Source organism: Pseudonocardia sp. DR1-2 (assembly GCF_023717215.1).
Lineage (GTDB): Bacteria > Actinomycetota > Actinomycetes > Mycobacteriales > Pseudonocardiaceae > Pseudonocardia > Pseudonocardia alni.
Map to the genome: position 1 here is coordinate 273,477 of NZ_JAMQOF010000007.1, position 20,587 is coordinate 294,063.

Here is a 20,587-nt window from a genome sequence, read left to right on the forward strand (position 1 = left end):
GATGGTTTCCCAGGAACATATTTCCTGGGAAACCATCGGTCGACCGTCGCCGCTCCCGGAGGATCCCCGTGCCCGAGCCCATCGCCCGGCCCCGCTACGGCCGCGACGAGCCCTACGAGGTCTTCGAGATCGACGACCTCACGCTCGACTGCGGGCGGACGCTGCGCCCGGCCCGGATCGCCTACCGCACCTACGGCGAGCTGAACGCGGCGAAGGACAACGCGATCCTCTACCCGACCTGGTACTCCGGACGGCACTGGGACAACGAGTGGCTGATCGGTGAGGGGATGGCGCTCGACCCGGACCGCTGGTTCGTCATCGTGCCGAACATGCTGGGCAACGGGCTGTCCACCTCGCCGTCGAACGCCCCGGTGCCGCACGACGGCCCGTCGTTCCCACCGGTCCGGGTGCGCGACAACGTCGAGGCCCAGTACAGGCTCGTCACCGAGTGCTTCGGGATCAGCACGCTGCCGCTGGTGCTCGGGTGGTCGATGGGCGCGGGCCAGACCTACCAGTGGGCGGTCAGCCACCCCGAGATGGTGCAGCGCATCCTGCCGTTCTGCGGGTCGCCGCGGACCGCGCCGCACAACCAGGTGTTCCTCGACTCGCTGCGTGCCGCGCTCATGGCCGCGGTGGGGTTCGACGGCGGCCGCTACACGGTCCCGCCGGCGCAGGGGCTGCGCGCGTTCGCCCGGATCTACGCCGGCTGGGGCTTCTCCCAGGCGTTCTACCGCGACGAGGAGTGGCGCCGGCTGGGAAACACCTCGCTGGAGGACTTCGTCGTCGACTTCTGGGAGGGCTTCTTCCTCGACGGTCGTGACCCGAACAACCTGCTGACCATGCTCGACACCTGGTGGCACGGCGATGTCGGCGCGACCCCGGGCGCCGGCTCGACCGAGGAGGCACTGGCCTCGATCCGGGCGACGGCGATCGTCATGCCCGCGGAGAAGGACCTGTACTTCCCGCCCGAGGACGAGGCCTGGGCGGTGTCGCACATGCGGGCCGGCACCGAGCTGCGGGTCATCCCCGGGGTGTGGGGCCACTTCGCCGGCGGCGGGAGGAACCCGGTCGACACGGCCTTCATCGACGCCGCCGTGGCCGAGCTGCTCGCCCGCCCGTCCGGGATCTGAGGCTCAGGGCCCCGGTACCCGCGTCCGCGACGCGGTCAGTGCACCGGCGACCGCGGGCACCGCGACCACGACCAGCAGCACCGGCAGCGCGACGGCCGGTGACGCCAGCGCCACCAGCAGCGCGCCGCCCAGGCCGACGAACGCCGCCGTCGCCAGCTGGTCGAGCAGCTGGGCCGCCGAGGAGTGCGAGCCGACGTCGTGGGCGTCGGAGTGGGCGAGGGTCAGGTAGGCGATCGCGGAGAACGCCACACCCATCCCGAGCCCCGACACGCCCCAGAACCCGACGGCGAGCCAGCCCGGCAGCAGTCCCGCGGCGACCGGGACCAGCGCGAGCTGGCCCGCGGCGATCGTCGCGAACCCCGCGCGCAGCATCACCGAGCGGTCGCTGCCGGGCCGGCGGGCCTGCCAGGCGGCCGCCGCCGACCAGCCCAGCGAGGCGACGATCAGCGGTGTCCCGGCGGCGGTCGGCGACCAGCCGTGCGTCGCGGTGAGCACCAGCGGCAGGAACGACACGACCGGGAAGAACGCCGCGGCGACCAGGCCGCGGGCCGCGACGACCGCGGCGATGCCCGGGCGCGCGAGGACGGTCCCGCGGGGCAGCAGCCTGCGCAGCGAGGGCACCAGCGCCGCGACGGCGACGACGCCGGCCACCGCGCCGCCGGGGTCGAGGTTCTCCAACGCCCAGCTCAGCCCGGCGACGCCGACCGCGGCACCGAGCGCCGCGGGGACCAGGCCCGCCCCGTGGCCGCCCACCGCCGGTCCGGCGGGCGGTCGCAGGACGCGCACCACCGGGGTGACCAGTACCAGGGCCAGCCCCACCACCGGCAGCAGTCCCAGGAAGACCCAGTGCCAGGACAGGTGCTCGGTCACCAGCCCGGCCAGCGGGGGACCGACGAGCGCGGGCAGCACCCACGCCGAGGAGATCAGCCCGAACACCACCGGGCGCGCCCGCGTGGGGTACACCTCGGCGACGAGCACGTACACCGCGACGCCCTGGGCCCCCGCGCCCAGTCCCTGCAGGACCCGGCCGGCGAGCAGCCCGGTCATCGTCGTCGCGAACCCGGCGACCAGCAGGCCCGCCCCGAACAGGACCGGCGCGGCGACGAGCGGCACCCGCGGGCCCCGGACGTCGCACCAGCGGCCGCCGGCGACGGTGCCGAGGACCGCCGCGGCCAGGAACAGCACGAACGGCCAGGCGTAGCGGGCGACCCCGCCCAGGTCGGCGACGACCGCGGGCATCGCGGTCCCGACGCCCATCGCCTCGAACGCGGTCAGGCTGATCAGCAGCAGGATGCCGAAGGTGGTCGGGGCGCGCCCGTGGGACCAGACCCCCGTCCCGTCCGTCCGCGCCTCGACCACGGCGCCACCCTGCTCCCTGAACCCCGGTGCAGGTCAAGTCGATTCAGTGATCACCATTCGTGATCAACAACCACGCTCCGTGTTTCCGGCTCGCGCGATCGGGTATCCCGCGCTATGACCGACATCACAACGATCATCGTCGTCGCCGTGGTGGTGATCGTCGTCGCCGTACTCGCCGTGGCCGCCGCGACGATGCTGCGCCGTCGTCGCTCCGCCGAGCTCCGGGACCAGTTCGGACCCGAGTACGAGCGCACCGTGCGCGACGCGGACGACCCCCGCGACGCGGAGAAGGAACTCGCGCAGCGCCGCAAGCGCCACGACGCGCTGACCTTGCGATCCCTCGACCCGCAGGAGCGCGACGGCTACCGCCGCCGGTGGCAGCAGGTGCAGGAGGGGTTCGTCGACGACCCGTCCCGGGCGGTGCACGACGCCGACGCGCTGGTCGCCGACGTCATGGCGGCCCGCGGATACCCCGCCGAGGACGTCGACCGCCGTGAGGAGGACCTGTCCGTCGCCTACCCGGTGGTCACGCAGCGCTACCGCGAGGCGCGGGCCATCTCCCGTGAGCACTCCGCCGGGCGAGCCGGGACCGAGGACCTCCGGCACGCGGTCACGAGCTACCGCGCGCTGATCGACGCCCTGCTCGACGACGGCGACGGCACCGGTTCCGGTGGCCGTCCCGAGAACGACGGCCGCCACCGCCAGGGCGGACCGGACCAGGACACCCGACGGGAGACCACGGCATGAGCGAGCACCAGGGCAGCAGCAAGGCGGCCCGACTGGCCGACTCGATCAAGGACGCCTTCACCGGCCGCAGCGAGGACGAGCGCGACGCCGGCTGGGAGCGCCGTGAGGCGGCGGGCACCGCCGAGCAGGACGCGGGCGTCCCGGGCCGGCGCCACGGCGACCCGGACGCCCCGCCGCTGGCGGGCCCCGGGGCCGGGCCGGGCGACGCCCCCGGCGGACGACTGGCCGAGGACCGTGCGGCCGGCGGGGACCCGCGTGCCGGTGACCCCCGCGGCGCCGGCCCGCTCGGCACCGACCCGGGTGCCGGTGGGCCCCGCGGCGTGGACCCCCGGGACGGCGACCCGCGCGGCGGGGACCTCCGAGGCGGGGACCCGCGGGGCGGCGACCTGCGCGGTGGCGACCCGCGTGGCGGGGACGTACCGGGCGCGGACCCGCGCGGTGCCGACCCCCGTGGCGGGCACCTGCCCGGTGGCGACCCCCACGGTGGCCCGGGCGCACCGGCTGCCGACCCGCGCGACGCCGGCCCGGCCGGACGGCACGACACCCTCGGCGACCCCGCGGCGGCGGGCGGCCGCGGACCGGCCGACGCGGGCGGGGTCCCGCCCGGCGGCGGTGTCGGGAACGTCGCACCGGGGACGGGCGCACCGCCCCACGACGCGGCGCCCGGCTCCGCGGGCGGTGCCGGGACCGCCGCGGCCGCAGGCGGGACGGCGGCCGGCGTGGCCGCCGCGGCGTCCACCCGTGGCGCACCCGCGCGGGAGGACGGCGCGCCCGGCGGCCGTCACCACGACGCGACACCCGGCCGCGGGCACGACGACCTGCGCGACCCCGGTGACCCGCGGGGCGGCGCGACCGGACCCGGGGCCGACCCGGCGGCGACCGACCCCGCCACCGGCGGCTCGTCGCTGCTCCCGGCCGACCGGGCCCGCGAGTACCAGGACCGCTGGTCGACGCTGAAGGGCGAGTTCGTCGACGAGCCCCGCCGCGCCGTCCACGGGGCGAACGCGCTGGTGGGGGAGATCCTCGACGAGATGGAGTCGCTGTTCCGTCGTCAGCGCGACGACCTGGAGGCCCAGTTCTCCCGCGACGACGCCTCGACCGAGGACCTGCGCCAGGCGCTCACCCGCTACCGCGAGTTCTTCGACCGCCTGCTGTCCCTCTGACGCCGCGCCGCGCGGGTTCCGGGTGCGCCGGCACGGGGAAGAACCCGTGCGGCGCACCGCGGGCCCGCGCGGCGTCCGGCCGCGCGGGCCGGCGCCGACCGGCCGGACGCCGGGGCGAGCCGGACCGTGCGTCCGGCTGCGCCCTCCGGACGAGGGGGCTCAGCCCAGGGCGGGGACGATCGCCTCGACCAGGTGCGGGCCCGGCTCGGCCTGTGCCCTCCGCAGCGCGTCGAGCAGGCCCTCGGTCGTGGTGACCCGCTCGGCGGGCACCCCGAGCCCGGTCGCGAGTGCGGTGAAGTCCGGCGTCGGGTCGGACAGGTCCAGCATCCGGCCCGCCCGCCCGGAGTGCGCCGCCTCCCCGGCCCCCGTGCGGGCCAGCTCCACCCGCAGGATCGAGTACGCCGCGTTGTTGATCAGCACCACGGTGATGTCGAGCCGCTCGCGGGCCATCGTCCACAGCGCCTGGGCGGTGTAGAGCGCGCTGCCGTCGGCCTGCACCGCCACCACCGGACGGTGCGGCGCGGCGACCGCGGCACCCACCGCGGCGGGCAGCCCCATCCCGATCGCGCCACCGGTCAGCGCGATCTGGGTGTGTCGCGGCGCGGTCTGCAACGACATCGCCAGCGACGCCGCCGCCGTCAGCGCCTCGTCGACCACGATCGCGTCCTGCGGCAGCGTCGCGGCGACGGCGGCGCACAGCCCCCGCACGTCGAGCGCCCCCGGCGCGGGCTCCGGCGCCTCGTGCGGCGCGAGCGCGGGGGCCGCGTCGCCGGCGACGGCGTCGGCGAGCGACTCCAGCGCGGCCGTCGCGTCGGTGGCCGGGTCGGCCAGCCCCACCACGGCGGCCCCCTCGGGCACCAGGTCCCCGGGCACGCCCGGGTAGCCGAAGAACGACACCGGCGACCGCGCCCCGGCCAGCACCAGCGACGACGTGCCGTCCAGCTGCGCGATCGCCTGCTCGGCGAAGTAGGCGAGCTTGTCGATGCGGGTCCGGCCGGCGCCGGTCTCCCAGCACCGGGGGAAGGTCTCCACGAGCAGCCGGGCCCCGGTGGCCGCGGCGATCCGCCCGGCGGCGTCGACCCCCGCGGCGCTCAGGGCGGGCCCGCCCAGCAGCAGCGTCGCACCGGGCGCGCGGACGGCGTCGGCGGCCGCGGCGACCCGCGAGGGGTCCGGGGGGAACGGCCCGGCGGCCGGCAGCGGCGGGGCGGGCGACGCGCCCTCCGACCAGGACACGTCGGCCGGGAGCACCAGCGTCGCGACCTGCCCGCCGCGCTCGCCGGTCGCGGCGAGGGCGCGCATCGCGTCGGCGGCGACGTCGCGGACGTCGCCGCTGGTGTGCACCCACCCGGACACGGTCCGCGCCACCGCGGTGATGTCGGACTCCAGCGGCGCGTCGAAGCGGACGTGGTCGGTCGCGTGCCCGCCGACCACGCACAGCAGCGGCGTCCCGGCCCGGCGCGCGTTGTGCAGGTTCGCCAGCCCGTTGCCCAGCCCCGGCCCGAGGTGCAGCAGCACCGCCGCCGGCTTCCCCGCGATGCGCGCGTAGGCGTCGGCGGCACCGGTCGCGACGCCCTCGAACAGGGCCAGCACCCCGCGCATCTCCGGCACCGCGTCGAGCGCCTGCACGAAGTGCATCTCCGAGGTCCCCGGGTTCATGAAGCACACGTCGACCCCGGCCGCGGTGAGCGACCCGACCAGCGCCTCGGCGCCCCTCACGACCGGTTCCCGATCTCTTCGGTCCACATGCCGGTGAGTCCACACGATGTGACGCGTGTCCGCAGGACCCGCGTTCGAGTTGCGGCCCGCATCGCCAGGACGCGGAATGAGGGACTGTGAGCGACGACCGCACCGCGCCCGAGGCGTACACCCCCGACCCGCGACGCTGGCGGGCACTGTCGGTCTGCCTGGTCGCCGGGTTCATGAGCCTGCTCGACGTCAGCATCGTGAACGTCGCGCTGCCCGCCATGCAGGCCGGTCTGCGGGCCTCGGCGGCGCAGCTGTCCTGGATCGTGTCCGGCTACGCGCTGACGTTCGGCCTGGTGCTGGTCGCGTCCGGGCGTCTCGGTGACGACCGCGGCCGCCGCCGCATGTTCGTCACCGGCCTCGCCCTGTTCACCCTGACCAGCGCGGTCGCCGGGTTCGCCCCGAACCCGGAGGTGCTCGTCGCGGTCCGGCTGGTGCAGGGCGTCGCGGCCGGCCTGCTGTCCCCGCAGGTCGTCGGGTTCATCCAGGACCTGTTCCGCGGCCCGGAGCGGGGCACCGCGTTCGGCATGTTCGGCGCCGTCGTCGGGATCTCGACCGCGGTCGGCCCGCTGCTGGGCGGGCTGCTGCTGGCCTGGGCCGGCGACGCCGACGGCTGGCGCTGGGTCTTCTTCGTCAACATCCCGATCGGCGCCGCGGCGCTGGTCGCGGCGTTCCGGCTGCTGCCCGCCGACACCGTGACCACGGGGGAGCGGCGCCCGCTGGACCTGGGCGGCTCGGTGCTGCTCGGCGTCGCCGTCGTCGCGCTGATGCTGCCGCTGGTGCTCGCCGAGCGGGACCCGGCGTCGGCGCCGTGGTGGCTGGTCGCGGTCTCGGTCGCGGCGCTGGTGGCGTTCGTGGCGTGGGAGCGTCGGGCCAAGCGCGTCCACGGGCACCCGCTGATCGACTTCGCGCTGCTGCGGACCCGCAGCTACGCCGTCGGGGCCTCGCTGGGCACCGTCTACTTCGCCGGGTTCACCTCGATCTTCTTCGTGCTCACCCTCTACCTGCAGAACGGGCTGGGCTACACCCCGCTGCAGACCGGGCTGACGATGACGGCGTTCGCGCTCGGCTCGGCCGTCACCTCCGCACTCAGCGGGCGCCTGGTGGCGCGGTTCGGGCAGCCGATGATCGTCGTCGGGCTGGCGACGGTGATGGTCGGGCTCGGCGTCACCGACCTCGTCCTGGCCGCGACCGCGCACAGCCCGTGGACCGGGCTCGCGATCGCCGGGCCGCTGCTGCTCGCCGGGGCGGGCGGAGGGCTGGTGATCGCGCCGAACCAGACCCTCGCGCTGTCGGAGATCCCGCACACCTCCGGCGGCACCGCGGGCGGGGTGCTGCAGACCGGGCAGCGGATCGGGACGGCGATCGGGCTGTCCGCGGTCGGCGCGGTGTTCTTCGGCAGGCTCACCGCGTCCGGCGGGGACTGGGCGGACGCCATCTCGCACGGCCTGCTCATCACCGTCGGGCTGGTGGCGCTGGCCCTCGTGCTCGGGGTCACCGACCTGGTCGCGGCCCGGCGTGCCCGCGGACGGGGCACGCCGGTGACCGCGACCGGCGGACGGTAGGGGTCAGGTCCGGGCGACGGCGGCGGTGTCCTCGCGCAGCCCCGACCGCAGCGTCTCGGTCATCAGCCACGAGCAGACCATCGACACCAGCGCGATCCCGACGACGTAACCGGCGACGGCGTAGAGCGAACCGGTCAGCGCGACGAGCGCGGTGCAGAGCAGTGGCGCGAGACCGCCCAGGATCGACGCGATCTGGTAGGCCAGCGACGCCCCCGAGTACCGCATGCTGGTGGAGAACTGCTCGGCGAAGAACGCCGACTGCGGCCCGTACACCGCCGAGCGCGCCACCTGCACGACCAGCCCGCCCAGCAGGAACAGCCAGATGCTGCCGGTCGACACGAGCCAGAAGTACGGCACCGCGAACACCGCGAGCAGCGCCATCCCACCGACGAACATCGGACGACGCCCGATCCGGTCCGACAGCAGACCGAACGCCATGATCAGCGGGATGTCCGACAGCGACAGCACCGAGTTCGCCGCGAGGATCGTCGTGCGGTCGTAGGACAGGGACTGCGTCGCGTAGGTGACCAGCCAGACCGAGGAGACGTAGAACGTCGAGTTCGTCGCCAGGAACGACCCGGCGGCGAGCAGGATCTCCTTCGGGTAGGTGCGCAGCGCCTCCAGCACCGGCATCCGGTTCGCGGCCTTCTCGTCCATCGCCTTCCGGAACACCGGCGACTCGTGGACGCCGAGCCGGATCCACATCCCGACCCCGATCAGCGCGATGCTGGCGAGGAACGGCACCCGCCAGCCCCACGCCAGGAACTGCTCGTCGGTCAGCGTCGCGGACAGCACCGCGAACGTCGCCGTCCCCAGCACCAGGCCGAGCGGCACGCCGACCTGCGGCCAGCTGCCGTAGAACCCGCGCCGGTGCGACGGGGCGTGCTCGACGGCCATCAGCGCCGCACCGCCCCACTCGCCGCCGACGCCGAACCCCTGCAGGAACCGCAGCGTCACCAGCAGGACCGGAGCCCAGACCCCGAGCGTGTCGTAGCCGGGCAGCAGCCCCATCCCGACGGTCGCCGCGCCCATCAGGAGCAGCGAGTAGACGAGCATCGGTTTCCGGCCGACCCTGTCGCCGAAGTGCGCGAACACCGCCCCGCCGAGCGGGCGGGCGATGAACCCGACGGCGAACGCGCCGAACGCGGACAGGGTTCCGGTGACGGGGTCGACCGACGGGAAGAACACCCGGTTGAACACCAGGGCCGCGGCCGTGCCGAAGATGAAGAAGTCGTACCACTCGATGGTGGTGCCGACCAGGCTGGCGGTGGCGACCTTGCGGGAGGACCGGAGCGCGGGTCCCGGCGACGCCGGCGGGACGGTGGAGGTCATGCGCGGTGACGCTAAGGGGTCGTCCGATTCGTGTCGAGACGCACCGGAGATCCTGTCCGTTCCCGTCGTGATCGTGTCGACCGGCGCTCACATCCGGGCGCGACGACCGGCCAGCACCCCCGCGACGAGCACGACGACCAGCCCGGCCACCGGGACGACCAGCAGCCCGACCCGCAGCGACGTCGCGTCGGCGACCAGCCCGACCACCGGTGGGGACACCAGGAACCCCACCCGCATCAGCCAGGTGACGATCGTCAGCCCGGTCCCCGGGGCCAGCCCCGGCAGGTGATCGGCGGCGGTCATCGCGGCCGGGACGAGCGTCGCCACCCCGAACCCGGCGAGACCGAACCCGGCGACGGTCCCGGGCACCGTCGGGAACGCCAGCGCGAGCCCCATCCCGGCGAGCACCAGCCCACCGCCGGCGCGGGCCACCGCGCGCTGGCCGAACCGGTCGACCATCCGGTCACCGATCAGCCTGCCGACGAACTGGCAGCCCTGCAGCGCCACGAAACCGAGGCCGGCGACGGCCGCGCCGGCCCCGAGCCCCTGCAGGTACACCGCCGCCCAGGTGGCGCCGGAGTCCTCGACCAGGGTGCCGGAGATCGCGACCAGCCCGAACACGGCGAGCAGCGCCACGGTGCGGGGGCCGAGCCCGGTCCACGGCCGCCGCGGCGGTGCACCGCCGGCCGCGTCGGGGGCCGGGCGGTCGTCACCGTCGTCGCCGCGCAGCAGCAGCGGGTACACCGCGACGGCGATCACCACCGACAGCAGCGAGGACAGTCCCAGGTGCACCGGCAGCGCCAGCCCGATCCCGGCGGCGGCCGAGCCCATCAGCCCGCCCGCGACCGCCCCGACCGACCAGAGCGCGTGGAACCCGTTGAGGATCGACCGGCCGTAGCGGCGCTGCACCCGCAGGCCGTGCGCGTTCTGCGCGACGTCGACGACGGCGTCGGACGCCCCGACCAGCAGCATCGCCGTGGCGAACAGCGCCCAGGACGGCGCGAACCCCACCAGCACGACACCGAGCGCGATCACCGCCATCCCGAACGAGGCCACCCTCGCCGAGGTGAACCGGGCGATGAGCGGGCCCGCGGTCAGCCCGGCCAGCAGCGCCGCGAACGGCATCGCGGCCACCGCCAGCCCGAGCTGGGTGTTGGACAGGCCGAGATCGGCCTTGATCTGCGGGAAGCGGGGCAGCAGGTTCGCGTAGACCAGGCCGTTGGTGAGGAAGACCAGGGCCACCGCCGCCCGGGCCCGTCGTTCCGTCCGGCCCGCCTCGACTGCCACCACGGCCCCATCATGCGCCGACCGGCCGGCACCGGCGGGCCGCGGGGTCAGCTGTGGCGTTCGAGCAGACGCAGCACCGCCCGTTCGACGGCGACCCGGCTGCGGTGCTCGTCGGCGCCGCGCGGGATGCGGCGCAGCCCGGCCGCGACCGTGTGGCCCTCCTGGAAGGCCCGCACCACACGCGGGTCGACGTAGCTGCTGCGGGCGACGGCCGGGGTGTTGCCCAGTGCCCGGGCGACCTGGCGCATCGCGGCGGCCTCGGCCCGCTTCAGCGCGGTCGCGGACAGCTCGGCGCCACCGGCGGAGCCGTGCTCGGCGAACGCAACCGCGGCTACGACGGTGGCGTTCCAGGTCCGCAGGTCCTTTGCGGTGTGCGCGGCGTCGGTGAGCGACCGGAAGTGGTCGTTGACGTCGTCGGAGCGGATCTCGCGCCAGCGCCGCCCGTCGCGGTGGACAAGGAAGCGGTCGCCGTCCGGGCGGGCCCGGCGCAGCGCCTGGACCAGGCGGACCAGGCCGTCGTCGCGGATCCGGACGCGCCGGTGGATGCCGCCCTTGGCGGTGTAGGAGAACTCGCACCCGCCGCCGCGCAGCCGGACGTGCTCGCGGCGCAGCGTCGACAGCCCGAAGGTCCCGTTCTCCTCGGCGTACTGCTCGCCGCCGGTGCGGAACACCCCGAGGTCGAGGATGCGCATCGCCCCGCCGAGCACCCGGTCGCGGCCGGTCCCGCGGCCGTCGAGGGCGCGCTGCACGCGCTCACGGAAACGGGGCAGCCTGCGGGCGAGCTCCAGCACGCGGTCGTGCTTCTCGGTGTCGCGGTCGGCCTGCCAGCGCGGGTGGTAGACGTACTGGCGGCGGCCCGCGTCGTCGTAGCCGACGGCCTGGATGTGGTCGCGTTCCCGCTCGGAGATCCACACGTCCCGCCAGGCGGGCGGGATCACCAGCTCCTCGATCCGGGCCCGCACCGGCGCGGCGACGGCGGCGCCGGTCGCGTCGTGGTAGCTGAACCCCCGCCCCCGACGACGACGGGTGAGGCCGCCGCGGTACGGGATCGCCCTGGTCAGTCGCACGCCGGGGGATACCCGCCGCGCGCCGGGATCATCCCCGCAGCGAGTTGATCTTCACCGCGGTCCGCAGCGCCCCGGACATCCCCTTGTAGGCACCGTTGCGGGCGGTGTCGCGGACGTTGCGCAGCTGCGCGCGACGCTCGCGGCCCGCGCTGCTCCAGGCCAGCAGCGACCGGCCCCACGAGTCCTTCGCGAGCTCCTTCGCGCCCGCCTCGCGGGCGAGCAGCGCCCACCGGTCGCCGAAGTCGTCCAGCCCGTCGCGGTAGGCGAACACCGCGGGCCGGACGTAGGCCATGCCCGGGTGCTGGCGGCCCATCCGGGGGGCGTAGTCGGCGATGACCTTGTCCAGGCACTCGAACCGCCGCTGCCGGTTGGAGCTGATCGACCCGGTGCGCATCAGGCGCATGTCGAGCAGCCAGCGGCGGGTGCCCCACATCAGGGGGTAGTTCGAGCCGGCGGCGATCCGCAGCCACATCTCGAAGTCGACCGCGGAGGGCAGCGAGCAGTCGAAGCCGCCGACCTGGTCGAAGCAGGCCCGGCGGATCATCAGCGAGCTGCCGTTGTGCGGCGGGTTGTTCTCCACCAGCTGCTTGTCGATGTCGACCTTGCCCGACGGCTGCCAGCGCAGCGCCACGACCTGCCCGGACTCCAGCATCACGCGGGTGTGGCAGTACGCCATCCCGACCCCGGGCGGGGCGGTGTGCATGGTCTCGAGCATGTGCGACAGGAACTCGGGGTGCCAGCGGTCGTCGCCGTCCAGGAATGCGACGAAGGGGGCGGCGCTCTCGGCCAGGGCGCGGTTGCGCGCGGCACCCGAGCCGCCGTTCTCCACCTGGATCAGTCGCACCCGCGGGTCGCGCTCGGCGCGCGAGCGGACGACGTCGGCGGTGTCGTCGGTCGACCCGTCGTCGACGACGAGGTACTCGAACCGGGACTCGGTCTGCGCGAGCACCGAGTCGATGGCCTCGCCGATCCAGGGACCGACGTTGTAGGCCGGGGTGATCACGGTGACGAGAACGTGGGGGTTCCGCACGATCGGCACAGTCGCCTGCTCCTTCCGGGGTGCGCCGGTCTTCGGCGCCGTCGGCCCCGCCTTCACCGTAAGGGGTGACGCAGAGCATTCGGCACGCCCTCGACCGAGGCCGTGCTGCGGGCATTCCTCGCGAATGGCAACGAGCCTGCGCACTGTTGGTGACGTCCGTGCGGCATCCGTGGTTGCCCCGGTCGGCCGGCCACCCGGTCCGGGGCCGGTGCGCCGGGTGGTGGGAGAGGGTCGCTATCGTCCGGAGAATGTCGTTCGACGCACGGGTGATGCTGTCCCGGCGGCTCCGGTTCCTGCCGCACCGCGCCTTCGCGATCGCCCACCACGCCCTGTTCCAGGGGGAGCTGACGACGTTCCGGCGGCCGCGGACCTGGTCCCAGCTGCTCGCGAAGAAGAACCTCGACGACCAGCCCGAGCTGGTGCACGTCACCGCGGACAAGTACGCCGTCCGGGAACACGTGGCCGAGCGGATCGGGGCCGAGCACCTCATCCCGCTCATCCAGGTGGTCGAGCGGCCCGAGGACCTCGACCTGGAGGCCCCCGCGGGTCCCTACGTCGTCAAGGGCACCCACGGCTGCGACATGACGATCCTGGTGCGCCACCCGGCCGCCGCCGACCACGCGAAGATCCGGTCGACGGTCGCCCGCTGGCTGCGCACCGACTTCTTCACCCACGGCTGGCGCGAGCGCCCCTACGAGGGGCTCACCCCGCGCGCCGTCGTCGAGGAGATGATCGGCGACGGCACCAAGCCGCCCGCCGACTACAAGTTCTTCGTCTTCCACGGCGAGCCCGCGATGGTCGTCATCGACCAGGACCGCTTCGTCGCCCACACCTCGACGATGCTGCACCCGGACTGGGTGCCGTTCCGGATCTCCGGACGCTTCTCCCAGGCCGACGCGCTGCCGGAGAAGCCCGCGTCCTACGAGCGGATGCTGGAGATCGCCCGCGCGCTGGGCAAGGACTTCACCTTCGCCCGCGTCGACCTCTACGACGTCGACGGCCACGTCTACTTCGGCGAGATCACCCACAACCCGGGCGGCGGGCTCGTCCGGCTGCGGCCCCGCGCCTTCGACCGGGCGCTGGGGAACCTGTGGCGCAACGGGACCCCGATCCCGGAGAAGTTCATCCAGCGCTCCTGACCGGGCTCCCGGGCAGCCCCTGGTCCTGCGCCGCCCTCGCCGCGCCACACCCTCCACCCCACCCGTCCGCCGCGCCGAGCCCCGACGACCCCGTGGCGACCCGCCGCCGGCCGCGGCACACCACGCGACGGCCGCCGTACGTCGTCGCGGGTCGCCGCCCCATCCACACCCCTTCGCGGGCGGCCACACCCCCTGCAGCAGGTGTGACCGCCCGCGAAGGGGTGTGGCGTCGGGACGGTGTGCCGCCGACGCCGGTTTCCGAGGTGCTTGTCCTGGCGGTCGTCGGAGTGGAACCGGGATGCGAGCCGCGGAGAGCGTGCGACGACGGCGCCCGCCGCCGATCGATCAGTACCTGGGCGTTGCCGACGCCTGGTCGGACAGCGCTCACGTACTGATCGACAGGTCTGCCCCGCGCGTCGCCCGGTGGGGCGCTCGTCGGAGCGTGGGTGAGGACCACCCTCGTCGCGCGGCGTGCGATTCCGTGGGGTGCGGACGACCGCGGGGTTCGGCAGGGCGCACGCCGCATCACAGCAGCCGACGAGGTCCCCCGCGCGACCTGCCGCACCCCGCACGAGGTCGTCGCACCCCATGCGGCGGGTGCGACGACCTCGTCCGAGGTGCGACAGGACCGCCGGGCCGGGGGCAGGTGTGGGCCCGGGGCCGGCGTGCCGGGCCGGGTCGGGCCGTGCCGGGCCGGGCCGGGCCGTGCCGGGCCGTGCCGGGCCGCGGCGTCGCGGCTGTGGTCGCCCGCGAGTACGAGCGCTGGGTGGCCAGTGCGCGGGGCGGCCGGCGGACCGTGGGCCGGTCTGTCGCCCGGAAGCCCGGAGCTCGCCGGATCGGAGCTCCGGATGCCGGAAGGTCGGGTGAATCGGAGCCCCGGAAGCCGGGAGCTCGGTGGATCCGAGCCCCGGGGCCTCCGGAGCCCGGAGGCTGCGAGGCCCCTGAGCCGGAGGGAGCGCCGGAGCCCGCGGTACCGCGGGTCAGTCGCGGACGCGGGGGAACTCGTGGGTCCGTGCCTCCGGCCCGCCGATGGGCCGGGTGTCGTCGTCCCGGGCGAGGGGATCCGGGACGCCCGGGCCGGCGGGGCCGTCCGGGCCGCCGTCGCCGGGCGGGTGCGGCGGGACCGGCTGGCGCAGCCAGCGCACCACCGACGGCAGGAAGGCGATCGCCAGGACCAGCTCGCCCGCGAGCCACATCCAGCCGACGGCGTCGACCCCGAGCATCGGGGCCAGCAGCGGGATCCCGCCGAGCACGATCGCGCAGTGCACGAGCTGCTGGACGGCCAGGGGGAAGGTGCGGTTCGCCAGACGGGACTTCGTCATCCACATCGTCACGATCACGCGCGGGAACATCGAGGCCATCAGCAGCTGCAGCAGCGTCGTGGAGTTCTCGACGTACTGCGGCCCGTAGAACCACAGCAGCAGCGGCGCGGCCAGCGCGATGACCAGCGACGCGGGCCACACCAGCAGGCAGATCCGCCGCAGCACCGCCCGGGCGAACACGTGCGCGTGCGCCGGGTTCCGGGAGCCCTCCACGACCAGCGCCGAGGTGATCGCCATCGACAGCATGCTCATGGCGAGGAAGACCGTCTGGGCCGGCAGCAGGTAGGCACTGGCCGCCTGGCTGATCGTCATGACCACCAGCACCGGCAGGAACGACGACATGGCCTGGTTGAACACCTGGCCCAGGTAGTCGCCGCCCATGTAGCGGGCGAGCGTGGCGCGGTCCGGGGCGCCCGCGTCGTCGCGGTCCGCGGTCTCGGCGGTGTGCCGGGGGAGCAGCCGCCGCGAGATCAGGAGGGTGAACGGCACCAGCAGCGCGATGACCGGCGCGCTCCAGGAGGTGAACACGCCGTCGGACACCGAGGTGAACGCGACGACCACGAGCAGCCCGAGCTTCACGACGCCGTAGACGCCGTTCTCCAGCACCACCCACATCGCCGAACGCAGCCCGGTGAGGACCTGGTCCTGCAGGTTGAAGATGGACCACGCGGCGGTCGAGACCACGAACCACGCGGCGAAGCCGGGGGAGACGTGCAGCGGGTCGCCGGGGGCGTAGGCGACGTGGCAGTAGGTCATGACCGCGGCCGAGCCGACGACCGCCATGGCGGCGCTAATCCCGTACGCGAGCCGCACCAGCGACCGTGAGTCGCGTCCGGCCGTCGGGAGGAAGCGGATGAGGGCCTGACCGAAGTTCAGCGAGGTCAGGACCGAGATCAGCATCATCAGGTTGACCATGGCGTTGCCACGGCCGACGTCCTCGGTGCTGAACACGCGCGCAGCGAAGACCCAGTAGAGCAACCCGAAGCCGGAGTTGACGACGGTGTTGAGCATCAGGGCGTACGCGTTGCGGTAGAGCGGGTTGCCCATCTCCCGGCGGACCGAGCGGACCCGGCCGGCGACCATCTCCCCGACGCTCATCGCGCGCACCACCGGACGGCGGCGCGGGACGTCCCGCTGAGTGCGTGCACACCACCACGCTAACCAGGGGTCGACCACCCGGGTGCCAGGGGGAGGGGCCCCGGACGGCCCGTCACCGGCCGGGGTCGGACACCCCGGACATACACACCCCGTCGTGGCGCGCAATCGCTGCGCTACGGTGCATCCTTTCCGGTGACTTGATGAACCGAAGGGGGCTCGCGTGCGTATCGCCTGCGCGGGAGGTGGGCCGGCCGGTCTGTACCTGGCGGTCCTCGCCAGGCTCCGATCCGGTGGACGCGACGAGGTCGTCGTGCACGAACGCAACGAGGCGGGGCGGACCCACGGGTTCGCCGTCACCTACGGCGAGGACATGCTCGACGATGCGTTCCGCAACGACCCCGAGGGCGGTGAGGCCCTGCGTCGCGCGTCGCGGCTGTGGAACGCCCAGGAGATCCGGGTCGGCGACCACCGCCCGGTGCACGTCGGCGGCAAGTACGGCTACGCGATCGCCCGCGTCGACCTGCTCGACGTGCTGGCGCGCCGGGCGGAGCAGCTGGGCGTGACGATCGAGTACGGCTCCCCGGTCGACCGCGCGGACCTCGACGCCGACCTGGTCGTCGCCTGCGACGGCGTCGGCAGCCGGATCCGCACCGCGCGCGCCGAGCACTTCGGCACCACCGTCGACGAGGGGACGAACCCCTACGTCTGGCTCGGCGCCGACAGCGACTCCGACACCTTCGTCTGGGACTTCCAGCCGACCGACGCGGGCTGGATGTGGATCCACCTCTACCCCTCGTCGAACGGGGTCAGCACCTGCATCGTCGAGTGCGAGCCCGACACCTGGGAGGCGCTGGGCCTGGACCACATGTCCGGGGCCGAGGCCGTCCGGCTCGTCGAGTCGGTCTTCCACCGCACGCTGGCCGGGCGCCGGCTCATCGAGCCCCTCGGCGGGCTCGGGGACAAGCCCTGGCTGCGCTTCCGCGAGGTCCGCAACCGGACCTGGCGCGACGGCGACCTCGTGCTGGCCGGCGACGCCGCGCACACCACGCACTTCGGGATCGGCTCGGGCACCGTGCTGGCCATGCAGGACTCGATGGGTCTGGTCGATGCCCTCTACGGCGTCGCGGGCCAGACGGCTGCGGCCGACCTGACCTGCCCGAACGGCCGCGGCGCCGCGCTGTCGGCCTACGACGCCCGCCGGCGTGCGGAGATCGGCCCGATCCAGGACGCCGCCCGGCGCAATATGCAGTGGTTCGAGCAGGCCGGACGCCAGCTCGAGCAGGTCACCGACCCCGTCGAGTTCGCGTGGTCGCTCACCGACCGCCGGGGCGACATGAGCCGCATCCACCGCACCCTGCACCGCGCCACCCAGGTGCCCGCGCTGCGTCAGGTGCGGCGCGGTCTGACCACCGCCCGCCGCGTCCGGCGGTCGGCCCTGCGCGGTCGGCAGAGCTGACTTCGGTCGCGACACCGCTCGCCGCCGGCATGCGCACCGTCACCGATCGTGGTCGGACCCGGTGTCCACACAGGTCCGCCACGTTCGTAGGGTCGTTGCGTCCCAGATCGATGACATCCGATGGAGGTCCGGTGTGAAGATCGTGGTCGTCGGTGGTGGACCGGCCGGTCTGTACTTCTCGATCCTGGCCCGGCTGCGGTCGGGCGGGCAGGACGAGGTCGTTCTCGCGGAGCGCAACGGTCCCGGTACGGCCTCCGGCTTCGCGGTCACACTCGGTGAGGACATCCTCGACGAGCTCTTCCGCACCGACCCCCTCGGCGCCGAGAAGGTGCGGGCCGCGGCGCACGTGTGGGACTCCCAGGTCGTGGAGGTCTCCGGGCGCCCGGTGCACCTCGGCGGGCGCTACGGCTACTCCATCGGCCGGGCGCGACTGCTGGAGGTGCTGGCCGAGCGGGCCCGCCAGGTCGGCGTGAAGCTCATGTTCGACACCGCCGTCGCCGCCGACGGCGACACCGCACGCGACCCGCTGACCGCGGACGCGGACGTCGTCGTCGCCGCGGACGGGGTCGGGTCCGCGATCCGCGCCGCCCGGGCCGACGTCTTCGGCACGCGGGTCGCCCACGGCGCCAACCGCTACGTGTGGTTCGGGACGAGCAAGCCGTTCCGGCCGTTCACCTTCGCGTTCGAGAAGACCCACGCCGGCTGGATCTGGTTCCACGCCTACCCCGCGGCGGACTGCGTGAGCACCTGCATCGTGGAGTGCACGCCGGAGACGTGGACGGGCCTGGGGCTCGACACCATGGCGCCCGACGAGGCCATGCGGATGCTCGAGGGCGTCTTCGCCCGCTCGCTCGACGGCCACTCGCTGATCGCCCCGCCCGGCATGGGGTCCTCGCCGTGGCTGCAGTTCCGCGAGGTCCGGAACATGTCCTGGCGCGACGGCAACGTCGTCCTCGCCGGCGACGCGGCGCACACCACGCACTTCGCCATCGGCTCGGGCACCGTGCTCGCGGTCGCCGACTCGATCGCGCTGGCCGAGGAGCTGTACCCGCGGGGGACCCGCGGCACCGACGACGTCGAGGCCGCCCTCGCCGGGTACGACGCGCGCCGCCGCGCCGCGATGGCGCCCATCCAGCGGATGGCCCGGGCCAGCATGGAGTGGTTCGAGACCGTCCCGGAGCGCCTCGAGGGCGCCGACGACGCACTGGCCTTCTCCTGGTCGCTGCTCGACCGCCGGCACGACCAGGGCCGGCTCAACGAGCGTCTGCACCGCGCGACGCAGGTCGAGCCGGTCCGTCAGGTCCGTCGCAGGCTGACCGCGGCCCGCCGGGTCCGCCGCGCGCTGGCCCGCGGGGAGATCACCCCCCGCGAGGCCCTGCAGCGCTGACCCGCGGCCCGGCGGGACCGGCTCAGGCCCGGTCCCGCCCGGCCCCGGAACCCTCCCGTTCCTCGCGCGCGAGGAACGAGTGCTTCCGCCCGTAGACGGCGTAGACGACGAGGCCGAGCAGCAGCCAGCCGACGAACCGGATCCACGTGTCCAGGTTCAGGTTGAGCATCAGGTAGAGGCACGCGATCGCGGTGATCGCCGGCACCACCGGCGAGAACGGCACGGTGAACGGCCGGTCGAGGTCGGGGCGGGTCCGGCGCAGCACCGGCACCGCGATCGCCACGATGATCATCGCCGAGAGCGCGCCGATCGACACCATGTCGGCCAGTGCGGTGATCGGGGTGAACGCCGCGATCACCGCGCAGACGACACCACCGATGATCGTCATGCGGTGCGGGGTGCCCCACTTCGGGTGCGCGGTGCCGATGGCCTCCGGCAGCAGGCCGTCGCGACCCATCGCGAAGCCGATCCGGCCGATGGTCACGAGCTCCACCATCATCACCGAGGTCAGCCCGGTGACCGCGCCGAGAGCGATCAGCGCGCCCACCCACGGCAGCCCGACGCCGGCGAACGCCGACGCCAGCGGGGCGCCGGTGTCGATCTCGGTGTAGGGGACCATCCCGGTGAGCACGATCGAGACGCCGACGTAGAGCACCGCGCAGATGGCGAGCGCGCCGAGCAGGCCGATCTTCAGGTCGCGGTTGGGACGCTTCGCCTCCTCGCCGAGGTTGGCCAGCGCCTCGAACCCGGTGTAGGCGAAGAAGACCACCGCGGCCGCGGTGAGCATGCCGCCCACGCCGAACACGGTCGGTGCGAGCCCGAACACCCCGGAGATGATCGGCTGGGTGAACACCGAGCCGCCGTCCTCGGGTGCCTGCGCCGGCGGGATGAACGGCTGCAGGTTGGCCGGGTCGATGTAGAACACGCCCACGGCCAGGATCAGCACGCAGACCGCGAGCTTCACCAGGACCAGCAGGTTCGTCAGCCGCGCCGACTGCTGGATGCCCGCGACCGCGACGACCGTCAGCAGCGCGATGATCAGCACCGCGCCGACGTTGACCGTCGCGTCCTCGCCGAACCACGCCGTCGGCAGCCCGAACAGCGATGCCAGGTAGCCGGACCAGCTCCGCGAGACGACGGCGAGGCCGAGGCCGAACTCCAGCAGCAGGTCCCAGCCGATGATCCAGGCGAAGACCTCGCCGAGGGTGGCGAAGGCGTAGGTGTAGGCCGAGCCCGCCGTCGGGACCGAGGAGGCCAGCTCGGCGTAGCAGACGGCGGCGAGCCCGGCGACGACCGCACCGATCAGGAACGACAGCGTGACGGCGGGGCCCGCGTGCTGCTGGGCCTCGACCCCGGCGAGGGTGAAGATGCCGGTGCCGATGATGATGCCGACACCGAATCCGACCAGGTCACGGGCCTTCAGCGTGCGCTTGAGCGGCGTCCCGTGCCCGTCGGCACCCCCGTCCCCGTGCTCGCTCCGGGCCAGGATCCGTTCCACCGGCATCGTGCGCGTCCAGCCCACTCCGCCACCCCCACTCGTCGTCGGTCGACCGGTCGTTGCGTGACGGTATGACGCCGGGTGACGACGCGCCGCACGAGGTGCGACGACGATCCTGATAATCCCGTGTGAACGTTCTGTTCTCCCTGTCCGGGTCGGCCACGATCGGGGCACGATGTCGGTCGTGGGCAACCGACCGGGTGCCCACGACCGGAGGAGCCGTGGTGGAGCGGAGGCCGGGACGCCGACGGTCCC

15 protein-coding genes are annotated in these 20,587 nt (G+C 74.3%); 7 read left to right on the forward strand and 8 right to left on the reverse strand.

Translation table 11 applies throughout. The features are described 5' to 3' along the window. Positions 1–68 precede the first annotated feature (68 nt). On the forward strand, positions 69–1,130 hold the full coding sequence (locus tag ND486_RS21960; RefSeq protein WP_251786384.1) for an alpha/beta fold hydrolase: 1,062 nt from the start codon (positions 69–71) through the stop codon (positions 1,128–1,130). A gap of 3 nt (positions 1,131–1,133) precedes the next feature. Here the strand turns inward: ND486_RS21960 and ND486_RS21965 are convergent, their stop codons facing one another. Further along, a complete protein-coding gene (locus ND486_RS21965; RefSeq protein WP_251786386.1) occupies positions 1,134–2,489 on the reverse strand; it encodes an MFS transporter in 1,356 nt (451 codons plus the stop codon). A 114-nt stretch (positions 2,490–2,603) separates the two neighbouring features. Between ND486_RS21965 and ND486_RS21970 the strand changes: the two genes are divergently transcribed. Together ND486_RS21970 and ND486_RS21975 are read left to right on the forward strand one after the other, a co-directional pair. Further along, positions 2,604–3,236, forward strand: a complete 633-nt coding sequence (locus tag ND486_RS21970) for a hypothetical protein (RefSeq protein WP_251786388.1) — start codon at positions 2,604–2,606, stop codon at positions 3,234–3,236. After that, positions 3,233–4,399 carry a hypothetical protein gene (locus ND486_RS21975; protein ID WP_251786390.1) on the forward strand — a complete coding sequence of 389 codons (1,167 nt, stop codon included), beginning with the start codon at positions 3,233–3,235 and terminating at the stop codon, positions 4,397–4,399. The genes ND486_RS21970 and ND486_RS21975 overlap by 4 nt, the downstream gene beginning before the upstream one ends. Before the next feature lie 159 nt (positions 4,400–4,558). Here ND486_RS21975 and ND486_RS21980 read toward each other — a convergent pair whose 3' ends face one another. Further along, positions 4,559–6,115 carry an acetolactate synthase large subunit gene (locus ND486_RS21980; RefSeq protein WP_251786392.1) on the reverse strand — a complete coding sequence of 519 codons (1,557 nt, stop codon included), beginning with the start codon at positions 6,113–6,115 and terminating at the stop codon, positions 4,559–4,561. A 116-nt stretch (positions 6,116–6,231) separates the two neighbouring features. Between ND486_RS21980 and ND486_RS21985 the strand changes: the two genes are divergently transcribed. Then, positions 6,232–7,707, forward strand: coding sequence for an MFS transporter (locus ND486_RS21985; RefSeq protein ID WP_251786393.1), 1,476 nt, complete (start codon positions 6,232–6,234; stop codon positions 7,705–7,707). Between the two features lie 3 nt (positions 7,708–7,710). Here the strand turns inward: ND486_RS21985 and ND486_RS21990 are convergent, their stop codons facing one another. The 4 genes from ND486_RS21990 to ND486_RS22005 all read right to left on the reverse strand — a co-directional run bounded on the left by ND486_RS21990 (position 7,711) and on the right by ND486_RS22005 (position 12,423). After that, positions 7,711–9,039, reverse strand: coding sequence for an MFS transporter (locus ND486_RS21990; RefSeq protein WP_251786394.1), 1,329 nt, complete (start codon positions 9,037–9,039; stop codon positions 7,711–7,713). Positions 9,040–9,126: 87 nt separating this feature from the next. Then, on the reverse strand, positions 9,127–10,329 hold the full coding sequence (locus ND486_RS21995; protein WP_251786395.1) for an MFS transporter: 1,203 nt from the start codon (positions 10,327–10,329) through the stop codon (positions 9,127–9,129). 44 nt (positions 10,330–10,373) lie between these two features. After that, the gene (locus ND486_RS22000; protein ID WP_251786396.1) at positions 10,374–11,393 is read right to left on the reverse strand and encodes a DNA topoisomerase IB; all 1,020 of its coding nucleotides are present in this window, start codon (positions 11,391–11,393) and stop codon (positions 10,374–10,376) included. 28 nt (positions 11,394–11,421) lie between these two features. Further along, positions 11,422–12,423, reverse strand: coding sequence for a glycosyltransferase family A protein (locus ND486_RS22005; protein ID WP_168172231.1), 1,002 nt, complete (start codon positions 12,421–12,423; stop codon positions 11,422–11,424). Between the two features lie 257 nt (positions 12,424–12,680). Between ND486_RS22005 and ND486_RS22010 the strand changes: the two genes are divergently transcribed. Continuing rightward, the gene (locus tag ND486_RS22010; protein ID WP_062402669.1) at positions 12,681–13,571 is read left to right on the forward strand and encodes an ATP-grasp fold amidoligase family protein; all 891 of its coding nucleotides are present in this window, start codon (positions 12,681–12,683) and stop codon (positions 13,569–13,571) included. Between the two features lie 980 nt (positions 13,572–14,551). Here the strand turns inward: ND486_RS22010 and ND486_RS22015 are convergent. Next, positions 14,552–15,991 carry a lipopolysaccharide biosynthesis protein gene (locus ND486_RS22015; protein WP_251786397.1) on the reverse strand — a complete coding sequence of 480 codons (1,440 nt, stop codon included), beginning with the start codon at positions 15,989–15,991 and terminating at the stop codon, positions 14,552–14,554. 220 nt (positions 15,992–16,211) lie between these two features. Here ND486_RS22015 and ND486_RS22020 point away from each other — a divergent pair, with 220 nt between their 5' ends. Both ND486_RS22020 and ND486_RS22025 read left to right on the forward strand, forming a co-directional pair. Continuing rightward, complete coding sequence (locus ND486_RS22020) at positions 16,212–17,447, forward strand: FAD-dependent monooxygenase (RefSeq protein ID WP_251786398.1); 1,236 nt, start codon at positions 16,212–16,214, stop codon at positions 17,445–17,447. 133 nt (positions 17,448–17,580) lie between these two features. After that, positions 17,581–18,834 carry an FAD-dependent monooxygenase gene (locus tag ND486_RS22025; RefSeq protein WP_251786399.1) on the forward strand — a complete coding sequence of 418 codons (1,254 nt, stop codon included), beginning with the start codon at positions 17,581–17,583 and terminating at the stop codon, positions 18,832–18,834. 22 nt (positions 18,835–18,856) lie between these two features. On the opposite strand, the gene ND486_RS22030 is transcribed toward ND486_RS22025, so the two are convergent. Further along, entirely contained in the window at positions 18,857–20,356 is a 1,500-nt protein-coding gene (locus ND486_RS22030; RefSeq protein ID WP_251786400.1) for an amino acid permease, read from the reverse strand. Positions 20,357–20,587 lie beyond the last annotated feature (231 nt).